The sequence below is a fragment of the Collinsella aerofaciens genome (assembly GCF_039758965.1).
In the GTDB taxonomy this organism is placed as follows: Bacteria; Actinomycetota; Coriobacteriia; order Coriobacteriales; family Coriobacteriaceae; genus Collinsella; species Collinsella aerofaciens_BR.
Genome location: NZ_JBDMSL010000003.1, coordinates 1 through 26538 on the forward strand (window position 1 = coordinate 1; position 26538 = coordinate 26538).

The window sequence follows — 26538 nt, forward strand, 5'->3', positions numbered from 1 at the left end:
ACGGCAGGCCCCGCCGACCGATTGCAAGCGGTCGGCGGGGCCATTGTGGCTCTTGACAGCGGATTGGGTCATATGAGCGAAAACCCGCCAGAGCGAGCAAGGTGCCTTGAAACAAGGCGGCATTGACCTTCTGGTCATGCCGCCGAAGTTGAAAGGCAGATTGCCGCTCTGGCGGGCTTGCAGCGTCAACTGGTTACGCGGGTTGGTAAACCCGCGTAACCCCCTAGTACATCTTTGCGCCGGCGGGGATGGAAGCGTCGAGCTGAATCAGGTTGAGGCGCTCCTCGCCCTCCTCCTCGTGGATGGCGCTGATCAGCATACCGCAGCTGGGAATACCCATCATCTTGCGCGGAGGCAGATTGGTGATGGCGAGCAAGGTCTTGCCGACCAGGTCCTCGGGCTCATAGTAGCCATGGATGCCGGAGAGGATGGTGCGGTCGGTGCCGGTGCCGTCGTCGAGCGTAAAGTTCAGCAGCTTCTTGGACTTCTTGACGGCCTCGCATGCCTTGACCTTCACAGCGCGGAAATCGCTCTTGGAGAAGGTATCAAAGTCGACGAATTCCTCGAACAGCGGCTCAACGGCGATCTTGGAGTAATCGAGCGTGGGCTTGAGCGGCTTAACGAACGGGCTTGCGGCGTTGCCGGCCTCGGCAGCCTTGGCAGCGGCGGCACCGGACTGGAAACCCTTCTCGGGCTTCATGTGCGGGAACAGCAGGACGTCGCGAATGGAAGCCTGGTTGGTGAGCAGCATGACCACGCGATCGATACCGATGCCGATGCCGCCCGCGGGAGGCATACCGTACTCGAGGGCGCGCACGTAGTCCTCGTCGTACTCCATAGCCTCGTCGTCGCCGCCGGCCTTCTCAGCCATCTGGGCAGCAAAGCGCTCGGCCTGGTCGACCGGGTCGTTGAGCTCGGAGAATGCGTTGGCGTACTCGTGGCCGGCGATGACCAGCTCAAAGCGGTGCGTCAGGCGCGGATCGTCCTCAAAACGCTTGGCAAGCGGGCTGACCTCGATGGGGTAATCGCATACGAAGGTCGGGTTGACGATGGTGTCCTCGCCCAGCTCATCGTAAATCTCGGCGATGATCTTGCCAGCAGTCCACTCGGGCTTAATCTCCAGGCCCTTCTCGCGTGCGGCGGCGGCAAGCTCCTCGACCGGCGTGTCGATGGTGACCTGCTTGCCGAGCACGTCCGAGACGATGTCGGTCATGGGACGGCTTGCCCACTCACCGGAAAGATCGATGGTCTGACCCTGGTACTCAATGACCTCGGGGTTGCCGATGGCCTTGTTGGCAGCCTTGATGACACCCTGGGCGAGTGCCTTCATGCCCTCGAGATCGGAGAAGGCACGATAGGCCTCCATCGTGGTGAACTCGGGGTTGTGGGTGAGGTCCATACCCTCGTTGCGGAAGATGCGGCCAATCTCGAAGACACGCTCAAAGCCACCGACGATGCAGCGCTTGAGGTGCAGCTCGGTAGCAATGCGCAGGTAGCACTCTTGATCGAGCGCGTTGAAGTGCGTGATGAACGGCTTAGCCGTAGCGCCACCCTGGATAGTCTGCAGAATGGGGGTCTCGACCTCCATGTAGCCGTCGGACTCCATAAAGCGGCGGAAGGTGGAGAGAATCTGCGAGCGCTTGCGGAAGGTCTCGCGAACATCGTCGTTGGCAATCAGGTCGACATAGCGCTGACGATAGCGGGTCTCCTTGTCGGAGAGGCCATGGAACTTCTCGGGCAGCGGGCGAACGGCCTTGGAGAGCAGCGTCGCGCTCTTGGGGGCGACGGAAAGCTGGCCACGCTTGGTGCGCACGACCACGCCGGTCACGCCCAGGATATCGCCCAAGTCGAGGGCCTTAAGCGTGCTCCAGGCCGCCTCGTCCATGTCGTTAATACGGCAGAACAGCTGAATCTCGGCGGTAGCGTCGCGCACGACGATAAACATGATCTTGCCCTGACCGCGCTTGGCGACCACGCGGCCGCCGATCTTCACGACGTCCTCAGTATCCTCGCCATCGGCAAGATCGGCATATTTGGCCTCAATGTCAACGACATAGTCCTCGATCTCGGAGTGCTCGGGATAGGGGTTCTGGCCCGCCTCGAACAGGGCGGCGCGCTTTGCCAGACGCGTGGCGCGCTCGTCGTTGAGCGTCGAGGCCTGATCGGCGACGTTCTGGTTCTCTGCCATAAGTTAGCTCCTCAAACTAAAACGCTCCCCAGGATTCGGTCCCAGGGAGCGAAAACATACCTTTACGCGGGACCGTGGTCTAGCGTGCGATCTTGGCGATGGTGTAGACGCGGGTCTTGCCAGAAGGCGTAACGACCTCAACGGAGTCGCCCTCGCCGTGACCGATGATGGCGTGGCCGACCGGAGACTCGTTAGAGATCTTGTGCTCGAGCGAGTTGGTCTCGGTGGTACCGACGAGTGTGACTTCCATGACCTCACCGTTGGGATCGATCAGAGAAACGGTGGAACCGATGGAGACGGTCAGATCGCCCGTGGTGGCAGCAACCTGAGCGTTGGCGAGGATGGCCTGAATCTCGGCAATGCGAGCAGCATTCTGGGCCTGCTTGTCCTTGGCGGCATCGTACTCGGAGTTCTCCGAAAGGTCGCCGAACGCGCGGGCTTCCTTGATGTCCTCGACGATCTCCTTGGCGTAATCGCCCTCACGCCAAGCGAGCTCCTCGACGAGCTTCTGGCGGCCCTCAGCGGTCAGTACGATCTGGCTTGCGTCCATACGGATATCTCCCCAACTATGATGTAACGATCAACTGTCAACAAAACGAAAAAGACCGGCTAGCCTGCGGGCAAGCCGGTCAGGTGCTCACCCCAAAGGGATGGGACTACTCTGCGTCCGCGTCGCTGTCCTCTGCCTGCTTTTTCTTGGCAGCAGCGAGCTTGGCCTCGAGCTCTGCGATCTCCTTGTCCTCCTTGGACTCCTCGACCACAACGTCCTCGGCCTGCTTGGTTTCGCCCTTATCGTCGCCCTCCATACCCTCGCGGATATTCTTGACGGTAGAGCCGAGAGACTTGCCGAGCTTCGGCAGGTTCTTAGGCCCGAAGATGATCAAGACAACGATGAGAATAATGATGAGCTCAGGAGCCCTCAGTCCAAACATGTAGACCTCCACAATACAGCGAGACAAGCTCGAATGAGTATACCGCGGGTGCCGCGGTATCACAACAATAGCTAAAAAAAGGGACCGCAAGAAGCGGTCCCTTCTCATGCTCTGGTCGGGTTGACTGGATTTGAACCAGCGACCCCTGCGTCCCGAACGCAGTGCTCTACCAAACTGAGCCACAACCCGTTAGCTCGACTATAGTAACAAAGATTTTCGCCGCGTGCTAGAGAAATTTTTATTTCTTTGGCGCGTCGATTTGAACCGTGTTGGGAATAAGCTCAGTCGTGCAGGCCCACCAGCCATTTTGCTGGGCAGCTCCCGCAAGATGGGCTGCTGCAGCGACGGTATCACAAATGGCAAACGAGCAGGCACCCGAACCGCACACGTCCACGGCAACGGTTCCCTCCTGTGCGCGCAGCCAGTCGAGAACCGCCTGGATCCGCGGCTCCATCTGCGCGGATATGACGCCCAGATTGTTATGAACGAGCGCATATGCCGCCTCGGCATCGCCGGCGCGTAAGACAGAAGCAATCGCATCGGGTTTTTCCGCGGGCACCGGGCTCTCATCAAATCGTCGATACGCTTCAACCGTTGAAACGCTCGTCTCGTGCGGTTTGACCAATACGACAGGTGTCGCCGGAAGCACAGGATACTCAGTGGCCAGCACATCTCCCCCGCCGACGTAGAGTGCGGGACTCGTGTGCAAAAAGAACGGCACGTCGGCGCCGATACCGCGAGCGATGTCATCGAGCGCGGGGTCGGCACGGTCGATACCCCACAGCTCGGCCAAGGCAACGATGACCGCAGCGGCATCCGTCGAGGGGCCTCCCAGGCCGGCGCACAGCGGGATACGCTTTTCGATCGTCACGCACACGTTGGCATCGCGACCGTAACGCTCGGCCATAGCGATTGCCGCCCGATAGGCCGTATTTTTTTGCATGGGAAAATCGGATGCCGGAACCGTCTGGACGGTCAACGCCTGCGCCGGCGTGACCGTCACGGCATCGGCTAGACCGACGGCTGCCATCAGGGAATCGACCCTGTGATAGCCGCGGGCGTCGCGCTCGGTATGAACCCCCAGATAGAGGTTAATCTTTGCCGGCGCGGTAAGGATGAGGGACCGATCGGTCACCGTTAGTGCTCCTCGAGCTGGTTGCCGAGCGGGGTAAAGATATGTTCGCCGCTCTCGGGGTCGAACAGTTCGACCTGGCCGGTAAGGACATCGATGTACTGGTAGGACTGACGCGATTTGCGGCCGCGACGCTCGTCAACCTCAACGATAAAGACAGCGGGGTGGACGCTCTTGATGGTGCCCATGCGCTCGATGACGCGGGTACGGCCCATGTTGGCCTTAACCTTGACGCGATCGCCCACCATATCGGTCAGCTTCTCGTGGATGTCGTCGACGTGATTGACTTCCATCTCTTCCATGAATAGGGCCTCCAGAGGGTGCAATTCAAAAAGGGGATAATACCCCTAAGATAGACAAAACTCTAATACTATAGCACCCTGTTGCAGCCATACGCAAGCAGCTAAAAAAGCCCGGTCCCAAATTGACTACTTACAGACTATCGGTGTCGAGGACGATGGTGAACGGACCGTCGTTGACCAGGTCGACCTTCATATCGGCGCCAAAGATACCGTGCGCCACATGCTCAACGTCCTGAGCGACGAGTGTCAGAAAGTACTCGTAAAGTTCGTTAGCGACATCGGGCGCGCCGGCGTCCGTAAACGACGGACGGCGGCCGTGGCGGCAGTCGGCAAACAGCGTGAACTGCGACACCACGAGCACCTCGCCGTCGACATCCGCCAGCGCCAAGTTGGTCTTGCCGTTCTCATCCTCGTTGATACGCAGCCCGCGGAGCTTGCCCCACAGCTTGTCGGCTTCGGCGCGTGTGTCGCCGTGGCCCACGCCCAGCAGCACCAGGTAGCCGCGTCCAATACGGCCCACGCACTCGCCGTCGACTGTCACGCCGGCGTTGAGCACGCGCTGTACCACCGCACGCACGGCCTACTCCTCGCCCGTCAGCTTAGCGGACAGATGCTCGAGCGCATGGAAACGATGGCTGATGGCGTTCTTCTCGTCCGTCGTGAGCTCGGCCATGGTCTTGCCCGGCGTATCGACCGGCAGGAACAGCGGGTCGTAGCCAAAGCCGTGATCGCCGCGGCCCTCGTGCGCGATAACGCCCTCGCAGGCGCCCTCGCCATAGGTGACCAGGCCGTCCGTATCGATAAGCGCGACGACGCTCATAAAGCGCGCGGTACGATCCTCGTCTGCCACGCCTTCCAGGTTAACGAGAAGCTTGGCGTTGTTGGCGGCATCGTCGCCATGCACGCCCGCATAGCGCGCGCTATACACGCCCGGCTCGCCGTCCAGCGCGTCGACGACCAAGCCAGAATCGTCGGCGATGGCCATAAGGCCCGTCTCCTCAACGGCAGCCTGCGCCTTGATGATGGCGTTCTCCAAAAACGTCGTGCCGTTTTCCTCGGGGTCCTCAAAATCGCCCAGCTGACCGAGCGCCACAAAGCGCACCTCGGGCATGACCTTGCCCAAAATGGCCTCGATCTCGGTGAGCTTATGGGCGTTGCCGGTTGCCACGACGATGGTCGCCGCCGGGTCGAGGGTGTCGATGTCAATCTTCTCAAGTGCCATAGCTGGTCTCCTTTGTCTCTATAGCAATGCCGAGTTGAGGACGACGAGGACTTCGGCCTCTCTCCCGTCTCAATCAACGGCAGTCTTATACTTCGACGTTTTCCCAGATAAAACCTGCCAAAATAAACCTGTCCCTTTTTGGCAGGTTAGGCGAGGGCTTGGCGCTGAAGCTCGATGAGCTCGGCGATACCCTTATCGCCCAGGTCGAGCAGGGCGTTGAGACGCTTGCGGTCGAAGGGCGCCTGCTCGCCGGTACCCTGGAGTTCGATCATCTCACCGGTGTCGGTGGCGACGAGGTTCATGTCGACCTCGGCGTGGCTGTCCTCGGAATAATCCAAGTCGAGCAGGGTGTTGCCGTCGACGACGCCCATGGAAATGGCGGCAACCTGGCCCGTGAGCGGGATGCGCTCGAGTTTGCCCGCCTCGACCCACATGGCAAGGGCGTCGTGCAGCGCCACCCAGGCGCCGGTAATGCTCGCCGTACGCGTGCCGCCATCGGCCTGGATCACATCGCAGTCGACGGTAACGGTGTACTCGCCGAGCGCCTTCATATTGACGACGGTACGCAGGCTGCGGCCGATAAGCCGCTCGATCTCCATGGAGCGGCCCTTGCGGTTGGCATGCTCGCGCTTGCAGCGTTTACCGGTCGAGGCCGGTAGCATCGCATATTCCGCCGTTACCCAGCCGGCCTTGGCGCCCTTGCGCCAACCAGGCACACCCTCCTCGATGGTGGCGGCGCACAGTACGCGCGTGTCGCCGAACTCAGCCAGGCACGAGCCGTGGGCGTGCTTCATGACGCCGCGGGTGAGCTTAACGGGGCGCAGCTCGTTGGCGGCGCGGCCGTTGGCGCGGTTAACCTGCATGTATTCCATGGAACTATCCTTTCGGCAAAAGATGTGGCGAAGCCTCCGGCGACATTGCGAGCCTAACCGAGTTCGTCGATATCGACATGCTCGATGCTTTTAAGCGGCTGGCCAAAGATAAAGCTACCCGCCACCGCAAACTCGGCAATGTTGTCAGACGTGGTGGCAAAGCGATGCTGTGGCTCGGCGGCATCGCCCGCCAGCTGCTCACGGCGCGTGAGGATATCGGTCAGCTCGCGGGTGGTCTCCTCGGCGGAGCTCACCACGCGCACCCCGGGTCCTAGCGCATGGCGGATGGGACCCACCAGCAGCGGGAAATGCGTGCAGCCGAGTACCACGGTATCGATGCCACGATCGTGCAGCGGCTCGACCGTGGTGCCGACCAGCGCGCGAACGGCTGGCGTATCAAAAATATCCTCGTTCTCGAGCCACTGCTCCTGCAGATGCGCGCCCGAGGCGAGCTCGTGCTCGACGACCTCGACAAAGCTCGAAGCCGGGCAGCCATACACATCGACACCAGCATCCAAATCCTGGATGGCGCGCGTGTAGGCGCCCGAGCGAATGGTGAGGTTGGTGGCGAGCACGCCCACGCGACGCGTACGCGTGCTGTTGATGGCGGCGCGTGCGCCCGGGGCGATCACGCCGATCACAGGAACGTCGAGCACTTGCTGAGCCAGACGCAAGGCCGCGGCGGTCGCCGTGTTACAGGCGATGACCATGATCTTAACGTCGTGCCTCGATAACCAGCGGCCCGCCTGCAGCGCAAACGAGCGAACCTCGTCCTCGGTGCGGGTGCCATAAGGGCAGCGCTTTGTGTCACCGAAATAGTAGACGGACTCGTGCGGAAGCGCCGTTGCGATCGCGCGCGCGACCGTTAAGCCGCCCAGGCCCGAGTCGAACACGCCGATCGGACGCGTGTCCCCGGCCAGATTATCGATATCGGACATTACCTCACCAGATTCTCTCTCGAAAAATGCGACCATGCGTGATGCGTCGCGCTACGAACGGGCCGCGACCAACAGCTCGGCCGTTGCCGCCCAACCGTCGACAATCTTGCCGCGCGTTACATAGGCATTGTCGCAGGCGTCCAAGAACTCCGGGGCACCGGCGCTCGTCAGACCGTTCTCGACCAGGCAGAACATGCCAACATGGTCGGCCATGTAGAAGTCGGACTCGGAGTCGCCGAGCGCAAGCGTCTCCTCGCGCTCGATCCCCAGGTGCTCGCAGAAGCGCGCAATGGCAACGCCTTTGTTGAGACCCGCCGGATTGATGTTGAAGGCGCGGCCGTCCTCGACGCGATTAAGCTCGAGCGTCGTCGGCTTGGACAGGTGAGTCAGATGGCCGTTGCAAGCCCAGACCAGACCGCAGCCGGCCTCGTCCAGGATGGCCTGGACCTCATCGTCGGGCACATCGCCGCGCATGCCGACGGTGACCTCACGGTACTTGTAGCCGGTCGACATGTCGTTGTGGTATTCGATCTTGTGCGGCCAGCGGGCAAGGATCTTCTCGCACACGCCGGTCTGCTCGATCACCTGGTGCGGCGTGAGACCGCAGGCGGGGTCGTAGGGCATGTCGCCCGTCAGGTACTCCCAGTCGTTGGCCTTGAGGTCGTACATGACCAGGCCGCCCATCTCGCCGATGTAGGAGTTGAGGCCGAGCACGCGGGCGTCCTCATGGATCATGGTGCGATTGCGACCCGAGGTGGGAACCACCTGGATGCCGGCACGGGCGAGCGCGACAACCGCCTCGACGAGCTTGGTCGAGGGATTGCCGTCGTTATCGCGCAGCACGCACGAGCCGGGGGCGAGCATCGTGGCGTCCAGATCGGTAAAGACATACTTGACCTTGGCAAGGCGCTCGCGCATCTCGCCCGAAAGCTCGGCAACGGTCGGCAGGATGTTGTGGGACATGGTCACTCCGTTTACATAGAAGGGGCTGGTCTAGGCGTCGTACGCCGCAAGGGTGCGCTTGAGAATCGAACCGTCGCGCTCACAAGGCTCGGGTCCGTTCTTGCGCAGCATACACTCTTCCTCGCCCTTACCGGTCACGATGACCACGGCAGGACGGACAGTTTCGCGCACGGCAGTCTCGATAGCGGCAACGCGATCAGTCACGATTTGCCAGTTATCATTTCCCTGCGCTTGAACGTTGCGCGCGATCTCGGCGCAGATGTCCTCGACATCCTCGGGGCCGGGGTCATCCTCGGTAATCACGATTCGGTCGGCATACTTGCCAGCGGCGATGCCCATCGTGGTGCGTCGATCGACACCCTTACCGCCCGTAGCGCCAAATACAACCGCCAGCTCGCGCTCGGGATAGTTCTCGCGCAAGTCGCGCAGGAGTGTCTCGAGGCTCATGCCGTTATGTGCAAAATCGACGATGCCCAGGATTTTGCCCGATACGGACGGATAGAGCTCCATACGACCGGGAACGAAGACGCCCTCAAAGCCATGGACGATACCCTCTTCGGAAATGCCCAGGGCCTCGGCGCAGGCAATAGCGGCAAGCGCGTTGGACACATTGAACTTAACCGGCGTGGGAATCACAATGTCACGCGTAAAACGGGGCGTGCGCACCGTTGCCACCACGCCGCAGTCGCCATTGCGAATCGCCAGCGCAAGCACGTCGGCACGCTCGTCGGTCAGGGAGAACGTCACCGTACGTTCGCAACGAGATGCCGCCTCGAGCACGCGATCGACCTTATCCATATCGAGATTGACCACGGCAAAACGGCTCTGCAAGAAGATTTTGAGCTTGCTGGCAAAGTAATCCTCGAGCGTCGGATGCTCAATCGGCGAAATGTGATCCTCGCCGATATTGGTAAAGGCGCCGACTTCAAAGTCAATCTTGCCCGTACGCTCGTATTTGAGGCCCTGACTCGATGCCTCCATAACCAGCCACGGGGCACCCGCCTCCGCAGCATGCGCGATGCGAGACTGCAGCAGGAAGGATTCGGGGGTCGTCAGCTTGGAAGGGCCCGTCTCGATGCCGTCGTCGAACTCAATGCCCGTATTAAGAGCGGGTCGATGACAGCCCGTAAGCTTGGCCTCGTTGGCGAGGATGCCGCGCAGATAAAAGCTGCAGGTCGACTTGCCCTTGGTGCCTGTAAAGGCGCAGACCTTCACCTTACCCGACGGGTGCCCATAAAAGGCATCTGCCACCACGGCGAGCGTGCGACGAATATCGCTCACAATCACCGCGGGAAGATCAACATCGTAATCGACCTCGGAAACGTAGGCCACGGCGCCATCGGCGATTGCCGAAAGCAGGTACTCGCGCTTAAACGCACGGCCCTTGCAGACAAACAACGTGCCCGGACGCACCTGGCGCGAGTCATCAGTCGCAAACTCAATGCGCTGGTCGCACGAAGCGCTCGGTCTGGAAACAACAAGGTCATCTTCCTCGAGCAACTCTATATAGCGCATCAGAGTTAGCTTCTCTTGTGTCGGACTCGACATACAAAGACCTCTCTCGCTAAATTCAGCCTTAAAGGGCAGAAGACGTCCCGCGGCAGAAACGATGAAACATTCTGTATTATCAACCATCCTAATATGCCACCTGACCTTACGCGCATCACAGCCTTCTAAAAAATTGCATGGACTGTGCCGTGGTCTAATAAATGGCAACGGTGTTCACCCCGTGTAAAAACAAGGAAATCTGGGTGCTGTTCTTTAACATAGCGTTCGCAACCACGGCCCGCCGCTTCGTCTGAAGATCGGGACGTGGTTTTTTCGGTTCGCTCGGCGCTTATGCCCTATCACGAAACAAAAGATTGGCATGATAGTAAAGATTATTTGACATCAGCTGCCACAATCCTTGCGGCAGTACACCTGAGCCGTCAGCAGAAAGGATCTTGCATGTGCGGTTTTGTCGGTTTTACCGGTACAGATGAACAGAGTGAGCTGGTTCTCACGGCCATGATGAATCGCATCATCCACCGTGGTCCCGATATGGGCGGCCAGCATATCGTCGACAACGTTGCCCTTGGCTTCCGTCGTCTTTCGATTCTCGATCTTTCCGAAGCTGGAGCCCAGCCCATGTCGAGCGACGACGGCAAGGTCACGATTGTCTTCAACGGAGAGATCTACAACTTCCAGGAGCTTCGCGCCGAGCTGGAGGCGGCCGGCTACGCCTTCCACTGCAACGCTGATACCGAAGTCCTGGTACACGGTTACGAGGAGTGGGGCGAGGACCTGGTCAACCGTCTGCGCGGCATGTACGCGTTCGTGATTCACGACCAGAACAAGAACAAACTCTTTGGTGCTCGTGACATCTTTGGTATCAAGCCGTTCTATTACTACCAGGCATCCGATGGCTCGCTGCTGTTTGGCTCCGAGATCAAGAGCTTCCTGGACCATCCCAAGTTTGAGAAGGCTGTCAACCACGACGCGCTGCGCCCCTACCTGACGCTGCAATTCCCCGCCACGGAGGAGACCTTCTTTAAGGGCGTGTTCAAGCTTGCCCCGGCGCATTGCTTTACGTATGACCTGACGACCAACACCATGGACATCAAGCGTTACTGGAGCTGTGACTTCACCGACGACAACTCCAAGACCTTCGAGGAGTACGTGGACGAGTGCGACAAGGTCGTGCACGAAAGCGTCGCTGCGCACCGAATCGCCGATGTTAAGGTGGGCTCGTTCCTTTCTGGCGGTGTGGACTCCAGCTACATTGCCGCCTGTCTCATGCCCGACACCACGTATTCTGTCGGCTTCGATTACAAGAACTTCAACGAGACCAACTACGCCGCCGAGCTTTCCGACAAGCTGGGCATCAAGAACGTGCGCAAGATGATTACCGCCGACGAGTTCTTTGATGCACTGCCCGATATCCAGTACCACATGGACGAGCCGCAATCGAACCTGTCCAGCGTGCCGCTGTACTATCTGGCGCAGATGGCTTCCAAGGAGGTCACCGTCGTCCTTTCGGGCGAGGGTGCCGACGAGCTGTTTGCCGGCTATGAGTGGTACGAGGACACCCCCGAGATGCGTACCTTTAAGAAACGCGTGCCGCTCGGCGTACGTCACGCCCTGGGCTCACTCGTTCAGCATCTCCCCTACTTTAAGGGACACAACTTCCTGACGAAATGCGCCGAGGTTCCCGAGCGCTGGTATGTGGGTCAGGCAAAGGTGTTCGATCCCTCCGAAGTCGACGAGGTGCTCAAGCCCGCTTATAACACCGGCAAGAACGCCGCCGAGATGTGCGCCGAGTACTACAAGCAGGTTCCCGACTGCTGCGAGCTTTCCAAGAAACAGTATCTGGATATGAACATGTGGCTGCCGGGTGACATTCTGCTCAAGGCCGACAAGATGTGCATGGCGCATTCTCTGGAGCTCCGCGTTCCGTTCCTGGACAAGAAGGTCATGGAGTTTGCCGAGCACATTCCCGCCAACTACCGTGTTAACGAAGAAGGCTGCAAGCTCGTTCTGCGTCACGCTGCCAACCGCACGCTGCCCGACGAGTGGGCAACGCGCAAGAAGGTGGGCTTCCCCGTACCGGTCAAGTTCTGGCTGCGCGAGCAAAAGTATTACGACTACGTAAAGGAATACTTCACCGCGCCGTGGGCTGCTGATTTCTTTGACACCGATGCGCTCATGAAACTGCTCGACGATCACTTTAAGGGTCGCGCGCTCAACCAGCGCAAGATCTATACCACGCTGACGTTCCTCATTTGGTACAAGCGCTTCTTTATCGACGAGGACAAGGGCGCTAAAGTCGCCGCTTAGTTTTCGTTATGAATTAGCGGTGAACCACGCAGGGTTTCCGCTATACTCAATCTCTGCGGGCGATTGGCGCAACGGTTAGCGCAGGTGCTTTACACGCACAAGGCTGGGGGTTCGAATCCCTCATCGCCCACCACTGATTTGTTAGGCTCCCAGCTATGGGGGCCTTTCTTTTTTGGGCCCATCGCAGAGGGATTCGAACCCGACAGGGTGCGGAGCTGAGGAAACGCGAAGCGTTTTCCAGCGCAGCACGCGAGGAGCGGAGCGACGAAGCGGGGCGCGGACGGCGCCAGCCGCACGCGGACATCCCTCATCGCCCGCCATTGAATTGTTAGGCCTCCAGCGATGGAGGCCTTTCTTTTTTGGGCCGGTGCATGGGATTCGAACCCGCAAGAGTGCGGAGCTGAGGAAACGCGAAGCGTTTTCCAGCGCAGCACGCGAGGAGCGGAGCGACGAAGCGGGGCTCGGGCGGCGAAATGGACCCTTGGCGAATACCCGTGTGCAAAAAATGCCAAATATGAGTACTGCTACCTTTTTAGTAGCAGCGTTTTCGAAGTCATAAAAGGCAAATCCGGCATTAGAACGACGATCGATAGTCCAGTTAAGCCAATTTGCCAACTACAAAACTGGACATATGTGGCCCAACTCATCTAAAAGTGCCTAATTTATATGTTACGAAGTTAGTGCCCGTACTCATATTTGCCACTTTTTGCACACGGCCTATCCCAGCCATGGTAAATCGATAGCAAAACGGGCTCCAGACCGCTGAATCGTGCCGCATATGGCACGTCCGCAGTCCGGAACCCGGTCCAAATTAAGTTATTGCGCCGTGTTAGGCCAAAACACCCGCCAGGATCTCGATCAGGTTGTCCACGTCGGCCTCTTCGCACACGAGCGGCGGAAGGAAGCGCAGCGTATGTGCGCCTGTAGCGTTGATCACGGCACCAGCCCCCAATGCACGGGCCACGACGTCGTGTGCATCACCCGCGGCAGCATCCAAATCGCAGCCGAGCATCAGGCCGCGACCACGCACCTCTACCACATGCGGAAGCTTAGCCAGCGCCTGCTCCATATAGGCGCCAACCTTGGCAGCATGCTCGGCATAATCGCCGTGCACAAGCGCGGAGAGCGTCGCGGCACACGCCGCGATGGCCAAGCAGCTGCCACCGAAGGTCGAACCATGATCGCCGGGCTTAAAGACGTCGGCGATTTCCTTCTTTGCCACCACGGCACCCATAGGCACACCGTCGGCAATGCCCTTGGCAAGGCTCATGATGTCGGGCTCCACGCCATAGGTCTGGAACGCAAACGGCTTACCCGTACGAAAGATTCCGCACTGGACCTCGTCGGCGATAAGAACGGCGCCCACCTCGTGTGCCAAGTCGCGCGCCGCCGCCATAAACTCCTCGGTCATGGGGTGCGCGCCGCTCTCGCCCTGAATCGGCTCGAGCATGACGGCGCAGACCTCGCTTCCCAGCTGCTTAAAGATCGAACGCAGTTCGTCGACATCGTTGGGCGTACAGGCCACAAAGCCACCCGGCAGCGGACGGAAACTGTCCTGTAGCCGATCCTGCATGGTGGCGGCAATGGTCTCGAGCGTACGGCCGTGGAAGCCGCCACGCATGCATACGATGGTGTTGCCGCCGTTACCAGCACGCTTGGCGTACAGACGCGCGAGCTTCATCGAGCCCTCGTTGGCTTCGGCACCAGAATTGGCAAAGAACGTCTCCCACACCTGCTCGTCCGCAGCCGGGGCACCGAGCGCAGCGGCCGTGGTCTCATCGCCGGCGGCAATGGCATCGGCCAGCACGCACGCACCATCTACGTCGTCGTTGGCAAGCTTGGACAGCAGCGCCGCGACCTGTCCACGCTGCTCGATGTAGAAGTAGTTAGACACATGCAGAAGCTTTTTGGTCTGAGCCTCGAGCGCCGAGAGCACTGCCGGATTGCCGTGGCCAAGGCTGCACACACCGATACCAGCGAGAAAGTCGAGATACTCACGACCATCGTCACCGATGAGCTTCATACCGTGACCTTCGACAAACTCTACCGGCGAGCGACCAAAGGTATGCATAACGTAATGGGATTCGAGTGATTGCTGAGTTGCAAGTGACATGAGATGCCTTTCGTTGGGCGCCGTACGGCGCAGGGCTATGGGTGCAGGGACGCGACGACCGCGGGTCGGCTAGACCGTCTGGAGCTTCTCGACCTCGTCGAGGTTCTCGGTCAGACGCGCCGCAAACGTCGAAAGCGGATGCGGATGCGTATCGAACTCGTAGGCCGTCTCGGTGGAGTGGATCACGGTACCGACGCCAGCATCGGTCAGCAACTCCAGCAGCAGCGAGTGCGGCGTCGTGCCGTTGATGATGTGGGCTCGGAACACGCCAGCAGCAAGCGCATCAACGGCGGCGCGCAGCTTGGGAATCATACCCTTGTCGACTTCTCCGCCGTAGAGCATCTCGTTGACCTCGTCGAGCGTCAGGTTGGAGATAAGCGAGTCCTTGTCGCTAAAATCCTTGTACAGGCCGTCGACATCGGTCAAAAAAATCGCCTTATGCGCGTGAAGCGCCGCCGCAACGGCACCGGCAGCGGTGTCGGCATTGATGTTGAAGAATCCGCCGTCCTCCCCCGCCGCGACGGTAGCGATAACGGGAATGTACTCGCTATCGAGCAAGCGCTCGATATAGTCGGTGTTGACGTGCGTCACTTTGCCCACGCGACCGAGCTCGGGGTCGAGCGGCTCGGCGATGAGTGTGCCGGCATCGCTGCCCGACACGCCTACGGCCAGGTTGCCGTGGTGGTTGATGGCGGCGACCAGCTCCTGGTTAACCTTGCCGCCCAGCACCTCGCGCACGATATCCATAGTCGCCGGCGTGGTCACGCGCTGGCCGTTCTTAAACTCGACGGGAATATCGTAATGGCTCAGCGCCTCGTTGATGGCCTTGCCGCCGCCATGCACGATGACGGGGCGCATACCGATGATCTTGAGCAAAACGATGTCGCTCATCACGTCGCGGCGCAGCTGCTCATCGACCATGGCGGCTCCGCCATACTTGATAACGACCGTCTTGCCGGTCAGGTTTTTAATCCACGGCAGCGCTTCGAACAGCAGCTGCGCGGTTGCTTCGTTGGATTCGCTCGAACGACAATCGCGTGCGAATTTCATAATCTGCCTCGTCTTTCGTATCGTTATCGTGCCGTGCTCCGCCGTCCGCAATCGCGGCAAGATGCGCAGCGTGTCTGGAATCTAGGAACGGTAGTCACCGTTGATGGAGATGTACTCGTGCGTGAGGTCGCAGGTCCACACGGTCGTTGCCGCATCGCCTGCGCCCAGGTCGGCCGAGATCACGATCTCGGGCGCCTCAAAACGTCGCAGAGCCTCGTCCTCGTCAAAGGGAACGGTCAGACCATCGCGACAGACGGGCATGCCCATCATGTCGATGGAAACGTCTTCCTGATTAAACTTCACGCCGCACTTGCCAAGCGCCATGGCGACGCGGCCCCAGTTGCAGTCGTGGCCGGCGATGCAGGTCTTGACGAGCGGCGAATTGGCGACGGCGCGGGCGGCGATATCGGCTTCCTCGTCGTTGGCGGCGCCGGCGACGTTAACCGTCACGAGCTTTGACGCACCCTCGCCATCGGCCGCAATGTTGCGCGCCAGGCTCTCGCACACCTCGTGCACGGCAAAGGCCAACTCGTCAAAGGCATCAGTACCCTCGACGATGGCCTCGGCATCTGCGACTGCAGCGCCAGAAGCAAGCATGATGCAGGTGTCGTTGGTCGAGGTATCGGAATCGACCGTCACCTTATTGAAGGTCTGCTTAACGGTCGAGAGCAACAGGGCGTGGAGCGCCGACGGCTCGACGGGGGCATCGGTAGTAATGACCGCGATCATGGTGGCCATATTGGGCATGATCATGCCCGAGCCCTTGCACATGCCGCCCACCGTATAAGCGTTGCCCGCATGACCCGCAGCCTCACTGCGGTAGCGAACGGCATACTCCTTGGAGTGCGTATCGGTCGTCATGATGGCACGGGCCGCATCGGCACCGCCATGGGCAGAGAGTGCCTCGTAGGCGGACGGGACGGCCGTCTCAAACGTGTCAATCGGCAGAATCTGTCCAATCACGCCTGTGGATGCAACTAGGATCTGCTGGGGTTCACAGCCGATGACCTGCGACGCGATATTGCATGTCTCTCGCGCGCAGGCAAGGCCGGTCTCGCCCGTGGCGGCATTCGCGTTGCCGGAGTTGATTGAAACGCCGGCGATGATGCCATAGCCCTTGTCCGCACCGCCCAGGTTGGCACGGCTCACCTGCACGGGCGCCGCGCAAAAGCGGTTGGTCGTAAACACGCCGGCGCCTGGACAGGGCTTATCGGGCACGACGAGCGCATAGTCCAAGCGCTCGGGATTCTTCCGGAATCCTGCATGGATGCCTGCGGTCTTAAAGCCGGCCGCTGCCGTAACGCCACCCTCGACGGCGCGTATCTTGATATCAATCAGGTCGGTATTCATCGTCCCTACGACTCCTTATATCAGACAAAAAAGCGGGCATCGGCTGGCACGCCATACCGGTCGCAACTACTAGACCAGCTTGAAAGCGGCGCCCAACTCGATACCCGACTACCAAATCGTTAACAATCGAATGTGCTACACCGGGCACGCCACTGTGGGCAAGCCTCGTCGCTCGGCAAAACCAAAGACGATGTTGGCGCACTGGACCGCCTGGCCCGCGGCACCCTTGCACAAATTGTCGATGGCCCCCGTTGCCACCAGCACGCCCGCACGCTTGTTGAGCGCAAGGCCAATCTGGGCAGCGTTGGTACCGACGACCGAAGCCGTCTTGGGCTGCTGGCCGGCATCGAGCACGCGCACAAAGGTGCGACCGGCGTAGAACTTCTTGTAATGGTCGACGACGTCCTCAAGGGCCAACGCGTCGAGAGCCTGCGGCGCGAGCGGCATCGTCACCGTGGAAAGCAGGCCGCGCTTGAGCGGTGCCAAGTGTGGAGTAAAGACGACGCGATCGGTCAGGCCCAGAATTTGCTCAATCTCGGGCGTATGGCGATGTTTGCCTACGCCATAGGCCTCCAGGTTCTCGTCTGCGCTACAAAAATGGGTGCGAGCGTTACAGGACTTACCGGCACCCGTCACGCCGCTAATGGCATCGACGATTACGGGACCGTTCTCTGCCACCCAGCCCGCACGCACGGCAGGAGCAGCAGCGAGGCTCGTTGCGGTGGGATAGCAGCCGGCGCAGGCGACCAAAACGGGTTTGCCGTCGGCATGGTCGGATGCGGCGGTCTCCAAGTCCCGGCAGAATAGCTCGGGCAGGCCAAAGGCACGGGTCTTGAGCAGCTCGGGGCTCGTATGCTCGGCGGCATACCACGTCTCAAAGACGGACGCGTCGTTCAGGCGGTAGTCGGCCGAAAGATCAAAGCAGGAGACGCCCGATGCAAGCAGCGCGGGCACCTGTGCCATGGCAGCCGTGTGCGGCACGGCAAGAAAAACCGCATCGCAGCTCTTGAGCTCGGGGGCGTCATGCGTGGTGAAAACCAGATCGCTCACGCCAGCAAAGCTCGGATACACCGCGGACAGCGGCTGGCCGGCATCGGCGTTGGACGTAATGGCAACAAGTTCAAACTCGGGATGGCCGAGTACGAGGCGAATGAGCTCGGCTCCGGCATATCCAGCCGCGCCGACGATTCCAACCTTCAAAGACATATCAGACTCCTTGCCTGCGATTTATGCACCGATGCGCATTTCGCAGCGGTTGTTATGAAGTGGGTTGAAACTTTAGCACCAAAAGATGCATGAATATGTAAATAGCTTGCATATTCATGCATTGAAACATTCCCGACACATTCGCTTGAAGGAATTGACAAATAGAGCGGGCCCGTATTGACCGGCACTCCTTACGGTGCCGGGCAACACAGGGCCCGCCCATGCGAAAACTAAGTTGTTGGGATGAGTCAGCTGGCTAGAGCTCGACCGGCACCCATTCGTCGTGGTTGCAGATGAAGGCCTCCGGCTCCTCGACGCTAAAGAAGACGAGCGCGGGGTCGTTAGGCCCCTCATAGTGCTCGCCCAGGTGCTCTAGATGCTTCCACCCGACTTCGCGCATTTCGTCTAAAGCCCGGTCATCCAAGCCGGCACGCCCGCGCAAGATGAGCCAGCCATGGCCCGGCCACCAACTCGTGGCCTCAAAGCGCTGGTTTTGCAGCAGCTCCTGCCACACATCTTTGGTGCGCGCTGTCACAAACCACAGCTTGCCGTCCTGAATCTGCGCAAACGAGAACGGACGCACATGCGGCTGCCCGCCCACGCTCGTCGCCAGATACCACGCCGGCACCGACGTCAGATACTCCAGCACCGTATTCAATCCGTCCACGTTTCCTCCTGTCGCCTGACCAGTCTTTTTGGAATGGGTAGTCAATTTGGGAAATTAGAGCTCGAGGCGCTCTTCGCTGCCGTCGATATCGCAGAACCGTGCGGCGATATTGCGGACCGAGAAGAATGCAAGGCGGCCATCGTTGGCGCTATCGTGTTGCTCGCCAATGCCCACCATGTGCTTAAAGCCCGCTTGGCGCACCTTGTCGCTCACGAATGCATCGTCCTCGAGCGCGGCCTCACCGGTTAACACGATCCAGCACTCCCCCGGCTTCCAGCCCGATACCTCAAACTTGGGATTCGCGCTCAACTCCGCCCATACGTCCTTGTCGCGCGACGTGCAAAACCACAGCTTGCCGTCATCGACCATGGCAAACGAAAACGGCCTCACGCGGGGCTGATGCCCGTCGCTCGCATCGGTCGTGGCAAGATACCACGCCGGAATGCGCCTGAGATACGAGCAGGCGCGCTCGAGCTGAGCCGTGCGATCGATGTCGGTCATGGAGACCCCTTTCTTGTGCTCGAATCGAGCTTAGAAGAGTTGAAGATTGATAACGACAACGCATGTCACCAGCAGCGCCATCGCCAGCGCTGCCAGTACATCCCCCCGGCCAAACGCAAGCGCATGCAGACGCGTGCGTCCCTGCTCGCCGTGATAACAACGCGCATCCATGGCGGCCGAAAGCGTCTCGGCATGACGGAACACACCGGTGAACAGCGGAATCGCCACACTGCCGAGCATGCGCACACCGCCGAGCGGACCGCCCGTCACGCGCGCGCCGCGGCTTGCCTGTGCATCGGCCGTCTGTTTCATCTCGGTGGCAAATTGCGGCATAAACCGCAGCGCGATACCCATAATCATGCCGAGCTCGTGCGCCGGAAGCCCCACGCGCGCAAATGGTGCGAGTAGACGTTCAAAGCCCGCGGTGAGGTCGAGCGTCGGCGTGGTGAGTGTAATGGCGCTCATGCCGGCCATCATCAACGTCAGGCGGCACGCCACAAACGCCGCAGAACGCAGCGAGCCCTCGCTCACCTGCAAAAAGCCAAGCTGCCACAAAATGCGGCCGCTCTGATCGGAAAACAAGTTGAGCACCGCGACTACCACGACAATCGCCAGCAGTGGTGCCATCGATGATAGGACCCGACGCAACGGCACCCGGGCCACGACATAGACCAGGACCACAAACATTGCGACCGGAACCAGCCCGCAAAAGCTTCCGACGGTGAGCACGGTGACCAGAAAGGCGAAACCTAGGAGCAACTTAGTACGCGGATCCAGGCGATGCACCGCGCTATCCCCGGGATAGTAGCTGCCAAATGAGAACGCCTCCATCAGCAGCCCTCCTCTCGCGCGGCTATCTTGGAACCGGCCTGACACGGAGCCCTCAAAGGCCCTTCCGCGCAGCCCAGCAGCAAGCCGGCCAGCTCGTCGGCCAGTGCCTCAACCGTATAAAGTTTGTCGCAGCGGAGCGGCACACCGGCTTGCACGAGCGATAATGCCATGCGCTGAGCGGCAGGGGCGCCCAGGCCGATTGACTTGAGCTCGTTCGCGTGCGCAAAAACCTGTGCGGGCGTTCCCTCGGCAAACACGGCGCCCTCGTTCATCACAACGATACGGTCACAGCAATTTGCCAGGTCATCCATGCTATGCGAAACCATGACAACAGTCAGGCCCTCGCGATGGAGTCGATCGATGAGCCCCAGGAAATCCCCGCGCGCAGCCGGATCGAGCCCCGCCATGGGCTCGTCGAGCACCAGCACCTCGGGCTCCATGGCGAGCACGCCGGCAAACGCCACGCGGCGCTGCTGGCCGCCCGAAAGCTCAAAGGGGTTCTTGTCGCCTATCGCGGCAAGGTCGAGGCCCACGCGCGCAAGCGATGATGCGACACGGCGTGCAACCTCGTCTTCTGGCAGGCCAAGGTTGCGCGGGCCAAACGCCACGTCCTGCGCCACGGTCTCGGCAAATAGCTGGCGCTCGGGATACTGAAACACCACGCCGACCTTGGCCTTAACCGCGGCGGCGTCTTTCTTGCTTGATAGGTCGAGCCCCAGCGCGCAAACGCTTCCCTCCTGCGGACGAATCAACCCGTTGAGATGCTGAACCAGCGTCGATTTACCCGAGCCGGTATGACCCGCCAATCCCAGAAACTCGCCGCGGCGCACCGTCAGCGAAACATCACGTAGCGCCCAGGGGCTGTTTGGATCGTTGCCCCAAAGAGCCTGTTTGCTCGATGCGTCCGCAGTGGTCGAGCGCTTGCGCCATCGACGGCGCTCGCGGGCGCTCAGCGAGTAACTATGCGAGAGGTGCGAAATCTCGATAACGGGCTCCGATGCGGCCGCCTCGTTAGTCGCGAAGGATGCATTGTCGAGCATACGAGAATCGGATGCAGAAGGCTGCACTGCGACGTCCGCCCCGCCCCGCTCGGCGTAAACCCGCGCAATCTCGGCGACCATATCTGCCTCGCGCACCTGCGCGCAAACGGGCACGCCCTTCTCACGAAGTGCCCTACCTAGGCAGCACGACGCCGGCATATCCAGGTTGAGCTGCGCAAGTTCGTCCGCCCGCGTCAAGATTTCCTCGGGCGTACCGATCATGGCAACGCGGCCCGCTTGGAAGACAGCAACGCGATCGGCCTCGGCGGCCTCTTCCATAAAGTGCGTAATCATCACGATGGTCATGCCGCGATCATGCAACGCACGGCAAGCCTTCATGAGGCCCTTGCGTCCACGCGGATCGAGCATCGAGGAAGCCTCATCCAATATGAGCACGCGCGGTTCCATGGCGAGCACGCCGGCAAGCGCCACGCGCTGCTTTTGGCCGCCCGAAAGCGCGTGGGTCTCGTGGCGCTCAAAGCCCACCAGGCCCACGCCCTTCAGTGCCTCGCGTACGCGCTGCGCAATTTGCGCCGATGGCACGCCAAGGTTTTCAGGACCAAACGCAACGTCATCTTCGACAAGCGTTGCTACCAGCTGATCATCGGGATTCTGGAATACCATGCCCGCGGTCGAACGAATGTCGTAGACCAGCTCGGGGTCGGACGCATCCATGCCGTTGACGCGTACCGTGCCCGCATCGGGCTGCAACAGTGCATTCAGATGCTTGGCAAACGTCGACTTGCCCGACCCATTGCCACCGAGGATGCAGAAAAACTCGCCATCCTCGATGTTCAGATCGACGCCGTCGAGTGCCGGTGCGGCACCGTCATAGCTAAAGGAAACGCCCCGACACTCAATCATGCGCGGCCTTTGACCTGGTCCTTTTTAGGCGTGATGAGGTTGGAGACCGCTTTGTACACTGCAAGCGTCAACACCGAGTTAAGCACGGTCTTGATAAGGTTGAACGGCAGCACGGCAGGAATCATGAGCGGGGCGATCACATCGACCGAGCCATACCAGAACCATACGCCAATGGTAAGGTTTGCGACCATAGACAACGCCGTAGCAGCAATAACGCCGAGCACCAGGCCAATCACGGCACCCTTATAGGTATGCATCTTCTGGTAGACGATAGCCGCGGGCAGAATGTAGCCCAGCGTGGCAACCAGGTTCATAAGCGCGCCGACCCAGTCACCCGTGGTGAGCGCATGGATAACGATCGCCATGGCTGCAACAGCGGTACCGGAACCGGGGCCATACGCAAACCCGCACACCATCGCCGGCACCAGCGACGGGTCATACGTCAAAAACGGCGCCGAAGGAAGAATGGGCAGCTGCACATACATAAACAGGGCGCCCAAGGCGCACATCAACGCCATGGTAACGAGCTGTTTGGTGCTCCACCTATTCGTGTTCTCAAAATGGATATGCTGCGACTGTTCAGACATAAGATCACCTGCCTCTTTCATCCGGACTCTAACCGTTGGTACTGGGGTCTCACCAGTTCAGCCGGCATGCGAACCAACACACGCACGGGTCGCGGACTCATCGGCTCGGTCGCAGACGCCTCGTCTGCGCCACGGCACCCCTTTGGCACCGCCCGATTTACCGCCAGTGGGGAATTCCACCCCGCCCTGAAACAGCAATTGCAAGTGTAGCACCAGTAGGCTTTCGCGCAAGTATGCCAAGGGTAATTTATGGTAGGGAAACGCCCCACAAATACGCCCGGGATAGAGCGGCGCAACAACAATGCTGCAGCACGCTAACAACTGATCGCAGGCAAGTACGAAAGATCAAGAAGGGCAGTCAACACAGAATTCCCCGAAGTGCAAAGGGCGCGATTCCACAATCTAACCCGAATTCCACCACAAATTGCTGAGTCAATGGATGTAGACTCAAGCCAGACAGAGAAATTAGGTTTTCCGCCATCTCCCTGTCCTCCGTTTTTTGAAGACCTCCGACAGTGGCTCCAATCTTTAGCCGGAGTACCACAGCTCGGGGGTCAATTCATGTAGCAGGAGATATCATGACAAGAACCGCTGTCCTAATCGATGGAAATTTCTTCCTGAAACGAGCGCGCAGGCTATGGGGAGACACTTCACCCGAAAAGCGCGCATCGGAATGTCATGCCTATGCCCTGCGGCACATATCCGCTAAACGAAAGATGACGCTAGAATACGGCGACCGCTCCCTATACAGAATCTTCTTCTACAACTGTCCACCACTAGAAAACGGCACTTTTAAGCAGCCCTGGGACGAACACAATACCGTGTTCAGCCGGAAGCATCCCTCCAATGTATGGATGTCCGATTTCCACGCAGCCCTCGGGGAGAAGAGGAAAGTTGCGATGCGCATGGGCGAACTACGCTCAGCGAACGCGCATTACAACTTGAAACAAGAATCGCTCAAGAAGCTACTCAAGGGTGAGTTGACAACAACCGACCTCGGGCAGGAAGATTTCACCCTCGTTGGGTTAAAGCAATCCGGTGTTGACATGAGAATCGGACTCGATGTCGCCTCGCTCGCCCATGGGAGAACTGTTGATCAAATCGTTCTCATAGCTGGTGACACAGACTTCATCCCAGTCGCAAAAACGGCCAGAAGGGCAGGACTCGATTTCCTAATCGATCCGATGGGCCACCATCTGCCTAGCGAGCTCATTCTTCAATCTGATGGCATCGAAGATATATCGAATGAGTTCGATCCTGCCAAAGTCAGATAGCAAGTAAGGGGCCGTCCCGCGGGACGGCCCCTTTCATAAACCTCGAGCAAGCCGTCTACCCAAGAACTTGCAAGACGCGAGTCGAGACGAGCCCGCCACTCAATTGAGCAGACAGTCGATTAAAGTCGAACAAATGAGAGATTTCGAAAAGTTGAACAATAATTCAGCACAAAAAGGACCCCTTGTCCGCGGCTCCAAAGGAGCAGGACAAGGGGTCCCAATCTAACCGAGGACGTTCCGGAGAGAAGTCCCCGTCCCGCCCCCGGATTCCCGGTGGGAGTTCTAGACCTTGTCGGCCTTAGTACATACCGCCGCCCTGCTGACCAGCGGTAGCGGCAGCGATAGCATCCTCAAGCTGAGTGTTCTTGGGCACATCGGAGACGGTAGCCTCGGTGATGAGGATCAGGCTGGCGACAGAAGCAGCGTTCTGCAGGGTGACGCGGCTGACCTTGACGGGGTCGAGGACGCCCATCTCGATCATGTCGCCCCACTCGCCGTTGGCAGAGTTGAGACCCTGGCCGGCGGGCAGCTCGGCAACCTTGTCGACCACGACAGCGCCCTCAAAGCCAGCGTTCTTGGCGATGGTAGCGACCGGAGCAGTCAGAGCCTTCTTGACGATGTCGACACCGATCTTCTCCTCGGGGTCGTCGAGCTCAACGGCGTCGAGCGCAGGAGCAGCGTCCATGAAGGCGACGCCGCCACCGGCGACGATGCCCTCCTCGACAGCAGCGCGGGTAGCCTGCAGGGCGTCCTCGACGCGGTGCTTGATCTCCTTGAGCTCGGACTCGGTAGCAGCGCCGACCTTGATGACGGCAACGCCACCGGAGAGCTTGGCCAGGCGCTCCTGGAGCTTCTCACGGTCGAAGTCAGAGGTGGTGTTCTCCATCTCGCCCTTGATCTGAGCGATACGAGCGTCGATGGCCTCCTTGGAGCCAGCGCCACCGACGACGACGGTGTTGTCCTTGGAGATGGTGACGGACTTAGCGGTACCGAGCATATCAGCGGTGATGTCAGCGACCTTCACGCCCAGCTCGTCCAGGGCAGCCTGGCCACCGGTGAGGACGGCGATGTCCTCGAGGATGCGCTTGCGGCGATCGCCGTAGCCCGGGGCCTTGACGGCGCAGACGTTGAGAGCGCCACGGATCTTGTTGAGGACCAGGGTAGGCAGAGCCTCGCCGTCGATGTCCTCAGCGATGATGAGCAGGCCACGGCCAGCGCGCTGGACAGCCTCGAGAACGGGCATGATGTCTTGAACGCTGGAAATCTTCTGGTCGGTGATGAGGATGTACGGATCCTTCATCACGGCCTCCATGCGGTCGTTGTCCGTGACGAAGTAAGCGGAGACATAGCCCTTGTCGAACTGCATGCCCTCGACGGTGTCGATGGTGATGTCGAACGTCTGGGAATCCTCGACGGTGATGACGCCGTCCTTGCCCACGACCTCCATGGCCTCGGCGATCTTCTCGCCGACCTCGGGGTCACCGGCGGAGATGGTACCGACGGAAGCGATCTGCTCCTTGGTCTCGACCGGCTTGGCCTGCTTCTTCATCTCGGCGACGGCGGCGTTGACGGCCTTGTCGATGCCGCGACGGATGGCCAGCGGGTTAGCGCCAGCGGCGACGTTGCGCAGACCGTCGTTGACGATGGCCTGAGCGAGCAGGGTTGCGGTGGTGGTGCCGTCACCCACGGTGTCGTTGGTCTTGGTAGCGACCTCCTTCACCAGCTGAGCACCCATGTTCTCGATGTTATCCTCGAGCTCGATCTCCTTGGCGACGGAAACGCCGTCGTTGGTGATGGTCGGGGCACCGAACGTGCGCTGCAGCGCAACGTAGCGACCCTTGGGGCCCATGGTGACGGTAACGGCGTCGGCCAGAGTGTTGACGCCCTTGGCAAGCTTAGCGCGGGCATCGGTGTTGAACGTAATGTTCTTTGCCATGGTAGGTAATCCTCCAAAAGAAATGTGACTCGCGCCGCCGCTTCCGAGTCCTATGCGGCGGGCGCGTTCAAAGACGAATCAGAGATTCTGACGAGACTAGGCCTCGACGACAGCATAGATGTCGTCGGCGCGCATCAGCAGATACTTCTCGCCGTCGACCTTGACCTCGTTGCCACCGAACTTACCGTAGATGACAACGTCGCCAACCTTGACGTCCATGGGGATGCGCTCACCCTTGTCGTTGACCTTGCCGGCGCCCACGGCAACGATGGTGCCGCGCTGCGGCTTCTCCTGAGCGTTGCTGGCGATGTACAGACCAGAAGCGGTCTTCTGCTCGGCCTCGTCGGGCTTGACCAGAACACGATCTGCAAGCGGCTTCAAAGACGACATGCTTGTCTCCTCCTTTTTGGGCCGCGCGGTTATACCACGCGAATTAACCCTTTTTGTTTGCGTACGCGTTGAATGGTACCCACGAATGGCGGGTTATACAACATGGAGTCAAAAAATCTTATTTTTTGGCACTTAGATTTTCTGAATGCTGGGGGATAACTTAGCGATGCCTCCCGTGTGGCTCCGGAGGGGCGGGGCGTAAGGTTTCCTGCTCGGGCAGTCCTGCTCGCACGAAGGCCACATTAAGTGGCCTTCGGCTCGTGCGGAACTCGCGATAAACCTTATGCCCCGCCCCTCCGGAGCCACACGGGAGGCAGGTTAACTAATTCGGGCCCGACATTCAGAAAAGTCAGTGCAGCAAAAT

At 59.9% G+C, this 26538-nt stretch carries 24 protein-coding genes, 2 tRNA genes and 1 riboswitch; of the genes, 3 read left to right on the forward strand and 23 right to left on the reverse strand.

Translation table 11 applies throughout. The annotated features are described in order from the left end of the window. Positions 1-223 precede the first annotated feature (223 nt). From lysS to ABHU32_RS01390, 12 genes are all read right to left on the reverse strand, one after another. Positions 224-2188: a lysine--tRNA ligase gene (gene lysS, locus ABHU32_RS01335; RefSeq protein WP_346978581.1), complete on the reverse strand. Its 1965-nt coding sequence runs from the start codon at positions 2186-2188 to the stop codon at positions 224-226. A gap of 79 nt (positions 2189-2267) precedes the next feature. After that, entirely contained in the window at positions 2268-2738 is a 471-nt protein-coding gene (greA, locus tag ABHU32_RS01340) for a transcription elongation factor GreA (RefSeq protein ID WP_006234960.1), read from the reverse strand. Positions 2739-2844: 106 nt separating this feature from the next. Beyond that, on the reverse strand, positions 2845-3120 hold the full coding sequence (tatA, locus tag ABHU32_RS01345; protein ID WP_195624928.1) for a twin-arginine translocase TatA/TatE family subunit: 276 nt from the start codon (positions 3118-3120) through the stop codon (positions 2845-2847). Between the two features lie 112 nt (positions 3121-3232). After that, positions 3233-3309 (reverse strand) — tRNA-Pro (locus ABHU32_RS01350). 49 nt (positions 3310-3358) lie between these two features. Beyond that, entirely contained in the window at positions 3359-4255 is an 897-nt protein-coding gene (gene ispE, locus ABHU32_RS01355) for a 4-(cytidine 5'-diphospho)-2-C-methyl-D-erythritol kinase (protein ID WP_324252945.1), read from the reverse strand. 2 nt (positions 4256-4257) lie between these two features. After that, positions 4258-4554 carry a Veg family protein gene (locus tag ABHU32_RS01360; protein WP_117799674.1) on the reverse strand — a complete coding sequence of 99 codons (297 nt, stop codon included), beginning with the start codon at positions 4552-4554 and terminating at the stop codon, positions 4258-4260. A 130-nt stretch (positions 4555-4684) separates the two neighbouring features. Continuing rightward, entirely contained in the window at positions 4685-5131 is a 447-nt protein-coding gene (dtd, locus tag ABHU32_RS01365) for a D-aminoacyl-tRNA deacylase (protein ID WP_195624929.1), read from the reverse strand. 3 nt (positions 5132-5134) lie between these two features. Further along, positions 5135-5776: an RdgB/HAM1 family non-canonical purine NTP pyrophosphatase gene (gene rdgB / locus ABHU32_RS01370; RefSeq protein ID WP_195624930.1), complete on the reverse strand. Its 642-nt coding sequence runs from the start codon at positions 5774-5776 to the stop codon at positions 5135-5137. Positions 5777-5922: 146 nt separating this feature from the next. Then, on the reverse strand, positions 5923-6648 hold the full coding sequence (gene rph / locus ABHU32_RS01375) for a ribonuclease PH (RefSeq protein WP_329738362.1): 726 nt from the start codon (positions 6646-6648) through the stop codon (positions 5923-5925). Between the two features lie 53 nt (positions 6649-6701). Then, a complete protein-coding gene (gene murI / locus ABHU32_RS01380; protein ID WP_138113159.1) occupies positions 6702-7586 on the reverse strand; it encodes a glutamate racemase in 885 nt (294 codons plus the stop codon). A 51-nt stretch (positions 7587-7637) separates the two neighbouring features. Next, complete coding sequence (locus tag ABHU32_RS01385) at positions 7638-8549, reverse strand: HAD family hydrolase (protein ID WP_250786730.1); 912 nt, start codon at positions 8547-8549, stop codon at positions 7638-7640. A gap of 30 nt (positions 8550-8579) precedes the next feature. Next, positions 8580-10064, reverse strand: coding sequence for a Mur ligase family protein (locus ABHU32_RS01390; protein ID WP_346978583.1), 1485 nt, complete (start codon positions 10062-10064; stop codon positions 8580-8582). Between the two features lie 432 nt (positions 10065-10496). Here ABHU32_RS01390 and asnB point away from each other — a divergent pair, with 432 nt between their 5' ends. Continuing rightward, the gene (asnB, locus tag ABHU32_RS01395) at positions 10497-12365 is read left to right on the forward strand and encodes an asparagine synthase (glutamine-hydrolyzing) (RefSeq protein ID WP_118081041.1); all 1869 of its coding nucleotides are present in this window, start codon (positions 10497-10499) and stop codon (positions 12363-12365) included. 57 nt (positions 12366-12422) lie between these two features. Beyond that, a tRNA-Val gene (locus tag ABHU32_RS01400) sits at positions 12423-12498 on the forward strand. 696 nt (positions 12499-13194) lie between these two features. On the opposite strand, the gene ABHU32_RS01405 is transcribed toward ABHU32_RS01400, so the two are convergent. The 9 genes from ABHU32_RS01405 to ABHU32_RS01445 all read right to left on the reverse strand — a co-directional run bounded on the left by ABHU32_RS01405 (position 13195) and on the right by ABHU32_RS01445 (position 22574). Then, positions 13195-14478, reverse strand: coding sequence for an aspartate aminotransferase family protein (locus ABHU32_RS01405; RefSeq protein ID WP_346978584.1), 1284 nt, complete (start codon positions 14476-14478; stop codon positions 13195-13197). 69 nt (positions 14479-14547) lie between these two features. After that, positions 14548-15528, reverse strand: coding sequence for an acetylglutamate kinase (gene argB, locus ABHU32_RS01410; RefSeq protein ID WP_346978586.1), 981 nt, complete (start codon positions 15526-15528; stop codon positions 14548-14550). Between the two features lie 81 nt (positions 15529-15609). After that, the gene (argJ, locus tag ABHU32_RS01415; protein ID WP_346978587.1) at positions 15610-16878 is read right to left on the reverse strand and encodes a bifunctional glutamate N-acetyltransferase/amino-acid acetyltransferase ArgJ; all 1269 of its coding nucleotides are present in this window, start codon (positions 16876-16878) and stop codon (positions 15610-15612) included. A 135-nt stretch (positions 16879-17013) separates the two neighbouring features. Next, complete coding sequence (gene argC / locus ABHU32_RS01420; protein ID WP_346978589.1) at positions 17014-18084, reverse strand: N-acetyl-gamma-glutamyl-phosphate reductase; 1071 nt, start codon at positions 18082-18084, stop codon at positions 17014-17016. Positions 18085-18340: 256 nt separating this feature from the next. Continuing rightward, positions 18341-18751 carry a pyridoxamine 5'-phosphate oxidase family protein gene (locus ABHU32_RS01425; RefSeq protein WP_346978590.1) on the reverse strand — a complete coding sequence of 137 codons (411 nt, stop codon included), beginning with the start codon at positions 18749-18751 and terminating at the stop codon, positions 18341-18343. A gap of 54 nt (positions 18752-18805) precedes the next feature. Beyond that, entirely contained in the window at positions 18806-19252 is a 447-nt protein-coding gene (locus ABHU32_RS01430; RefSeq protein ID WP_195239396.1) for a pyridoxamine 5'-phosphate oxidase family protein, read from the reverse strand. A 30-nt stretch (positions 19253-19282) separates the two neighbouring features. After that, entirely contained in the window at positions 19283-20083 is an 801-nt protein-coding gene (locus ABHU32_RS01435) for an energy-coupling factor transporter transmembrane component T family protein (RefSeq protein WP_346978591.1), read from the reverse strand. Then, positions 20083-21987 carry an energy-coupling factor transporter ATPase gene (locus ABHU32_RS01440; RefSeq protein ID WP_346978592.1) on the reverse strand — a complete coding sequence of 635 codons (1905 nt, stop codon included), beginning with the start codon at positions 21985-21987 and terminating at the stop codon, positions 20083-20085. The genes ABHU32_RS01435 and ABHU32_RS01440 overlap by 1 nt, the downstream gene beginning before the upstream one ends. Next, positions 21984-22574, reverse strand: coding sequence for an ECF transporter S component (locus ABHU32_RS01445; RefSeq protein ID WP_346978593.1), 591 nt, complete (start codon positions 22572-22574; stop codon positions 21984-21986). The genes ABHU32_RS01440 and ABHU32_RS01445 overlap by 4 nt, the downstream gene beginning before the upstream one ends. Before the next feature lie 5 nt (positions 22575-22579). Continuing rightward, a riboswitch (FMN riboswitch) is annotated at positions 22580-22772 on the reverse strand. Positions 22773-23290: 518 nt separating this feature from the next. On the opposite strand from ABHU32_RS01445, the gene ABHU32_RS01450 reads away from it, so the two are divergent. Then, on the forward strand, positions 23291-23848 hold the full coding sequence (locus ABHU32_RS01450; RefSeq protein WP_346978594.1) for an NYN domain-containing protein: 558 nt from the start codon (positions 23291-23293) through the stop codon (positions 23846-23848). Positions 23849-24146: 298 nt separating this feature from the next. Here ABHU32_RS01450 and groL read toward each other — a convergent pair whose 3' ends face one another. Both groL and groES read right to left on the reverse strand, forming a co-directional pair. Further along, entirely contained in the window at positions 24147-25784 is a 1638-nt protein-coding gene (groL, locus tag ABHU32_RS01455; RefSeq protein ID WP_022094352.1) for a chaperonin GroEL, read from the reverse strand. A 96-nt stretch (positions 25785-25880) separates the two neighbouring features. Beyond that, complete coding sequence (gene groES, locus ABHU32_RS01460) at positions 25881-26174, reverse strand: co-chaperone GroES (protein ID WP_022094351.1); 294 nt, start codon at positions 26172-26174, stop codon at positions 25881-25883. Positions 26175-26538 lie beyond the last annotated feature (364 nt).

Bases quoted from the DNA above. Each gene is read 5' to 3' on its own strand.
- lysS (WP_346978581.1), bottom strand. From the start codon at position 2,188: ATGGCAGAGAACCAGAACGTCGCCGATCAGGCCTCGACGCTCAACGAC.
- greA (WP_006234960.1), bottom strand. From the start codon at position 2,738: ATGGACGCAAGCCAGATCGTACTGACCGCTGAGGGCCGCCAGAAGCTC.
- tatA (WP_195624928.1), bottom strand. From the start codon at position 3,120: ATGTTTGGACTGAGGGCTCCTGAGCTCATCATTATTCTCATCGTTGTC.
- ABHU32_RS01360 (WP_117799674.1), bottom strand. From the start codon at position 4,554: ATGGAAGAGATGGAAGTCAATCACGTCGACGACATCCACGAGAAGCTG.
- rdgB (WP_195624930.1), bottom strand. From the start codon at position 5,776: ATGGCACTTGAGAAGATTGACATCGACACCCTCGACCCGGCGGCGACC.
- rph (WP_329738362.1), bottom strand. From the start codon at position 6,648: ATGGAATACATGCAGGTTAACCGCGCCAACGGCCGCGCCGCCAACGAG.
- murI (WP_138113159.1), bottom strand. From the start codon at position 7,586: ATGTCCGATATCGATAATCTGGCCGGGGACACGCGTCCGATCGGCGTG.
- ABHU32_RS01385 (WP_250786730.1), bottom strand. From the start codon at position 8,549: ATGTCCCACAACATCCTGCCGACCGTTGCCGAGCTTTCGGGCGAGATG.
- ABHU32_RS01390 (WP_346978583.1), bottom strand. From the start codon at position 10,064: ATGCGCTATATAGAGTTGCTCGAGGAAGATGACCTTGTTGTTTCCAGA.
- asnB (WP_118081041.1), top strand. From the start codon at position 10,497: ATGTGCGGTTTTGTCGGTTTTACCGGTACAGATGAACAGAGTGAGCTG.
- ABHU32_RS01405 (WP_346978584.1), bottom strand. From the start codon at position 14,478: ATGTCACTTGCAACTCAGCAATCACTCGAATCCCATTACGTTATGCAT.
- argB (WP_346978586.1), bottom strand. From the start codon at position 15,528: ATGAAATTCGCACGCGATTGTCGTTCGAGCGAATCCAACGAAGCAACC.
- argJ (WP_346978587.1), bottom strand. From the start codon at position 16,878: ATGAATACCGACCTGATTGATATCAAGATACGCGCCGTCGAGGGTGGC.
- argC (WP_346978589.1), bottom strand. From the start codon at position 18,084: ATGTCTTTGAAGGTTGGAATCGTCGGCGCGGCTGGATATGCCGGAGCC.
- ABHU32_RS01430 (WP_195239396.1), bottom strand. From the start codon at position 19,252: ATGACCGACATCGATCGCACGGCTCAGCTCGAGCGCGCCTGCTCGTAT.
- ABHU32_RS01435 (WP_346978591.1), bottom strand. From the start codon at position 20,083: ATGGAGGCGTTCTCATTTGGCAGCTACTATCCCGGGGATAGCGCGGTG.
- ABHU32_RS01440 (WP_346978592.1), bottom strand. From the start codon at position 21,987: ATGATTGAGTGTCGGGGCGTTTCCTTTAGCTATGACGGTGCCGCACCG.
- ABHU32_RS01445 (WP_346978593.1), bottom strand. From the start codon at position 22,574: ATGTCTGAACAGTCGCAGCATATCCATTTTGAGAACACGAATAGGTGG.
- ABHU32_RS01450 (WP_346978594.1), top strand. From the start codon at position 23,291: ATGACGCTAGAATACGGCGACCGCTCCCTATACAGAATCTTCTTCTAC.
- groL (WP_022094352.1), bottom strand. From the start codon at position 25,784: ATGGCAAAGAACATTACGTTCAACACCGATGCCCGCGCTAAGCTTGCC.
- groES (WP_022094351.1), bottom strand. From the start codon at position 26,174: ATGTCGTCTTTGAAGCCGCTTGCAGATCGTGTTCTGGTCAAGCCCGAC.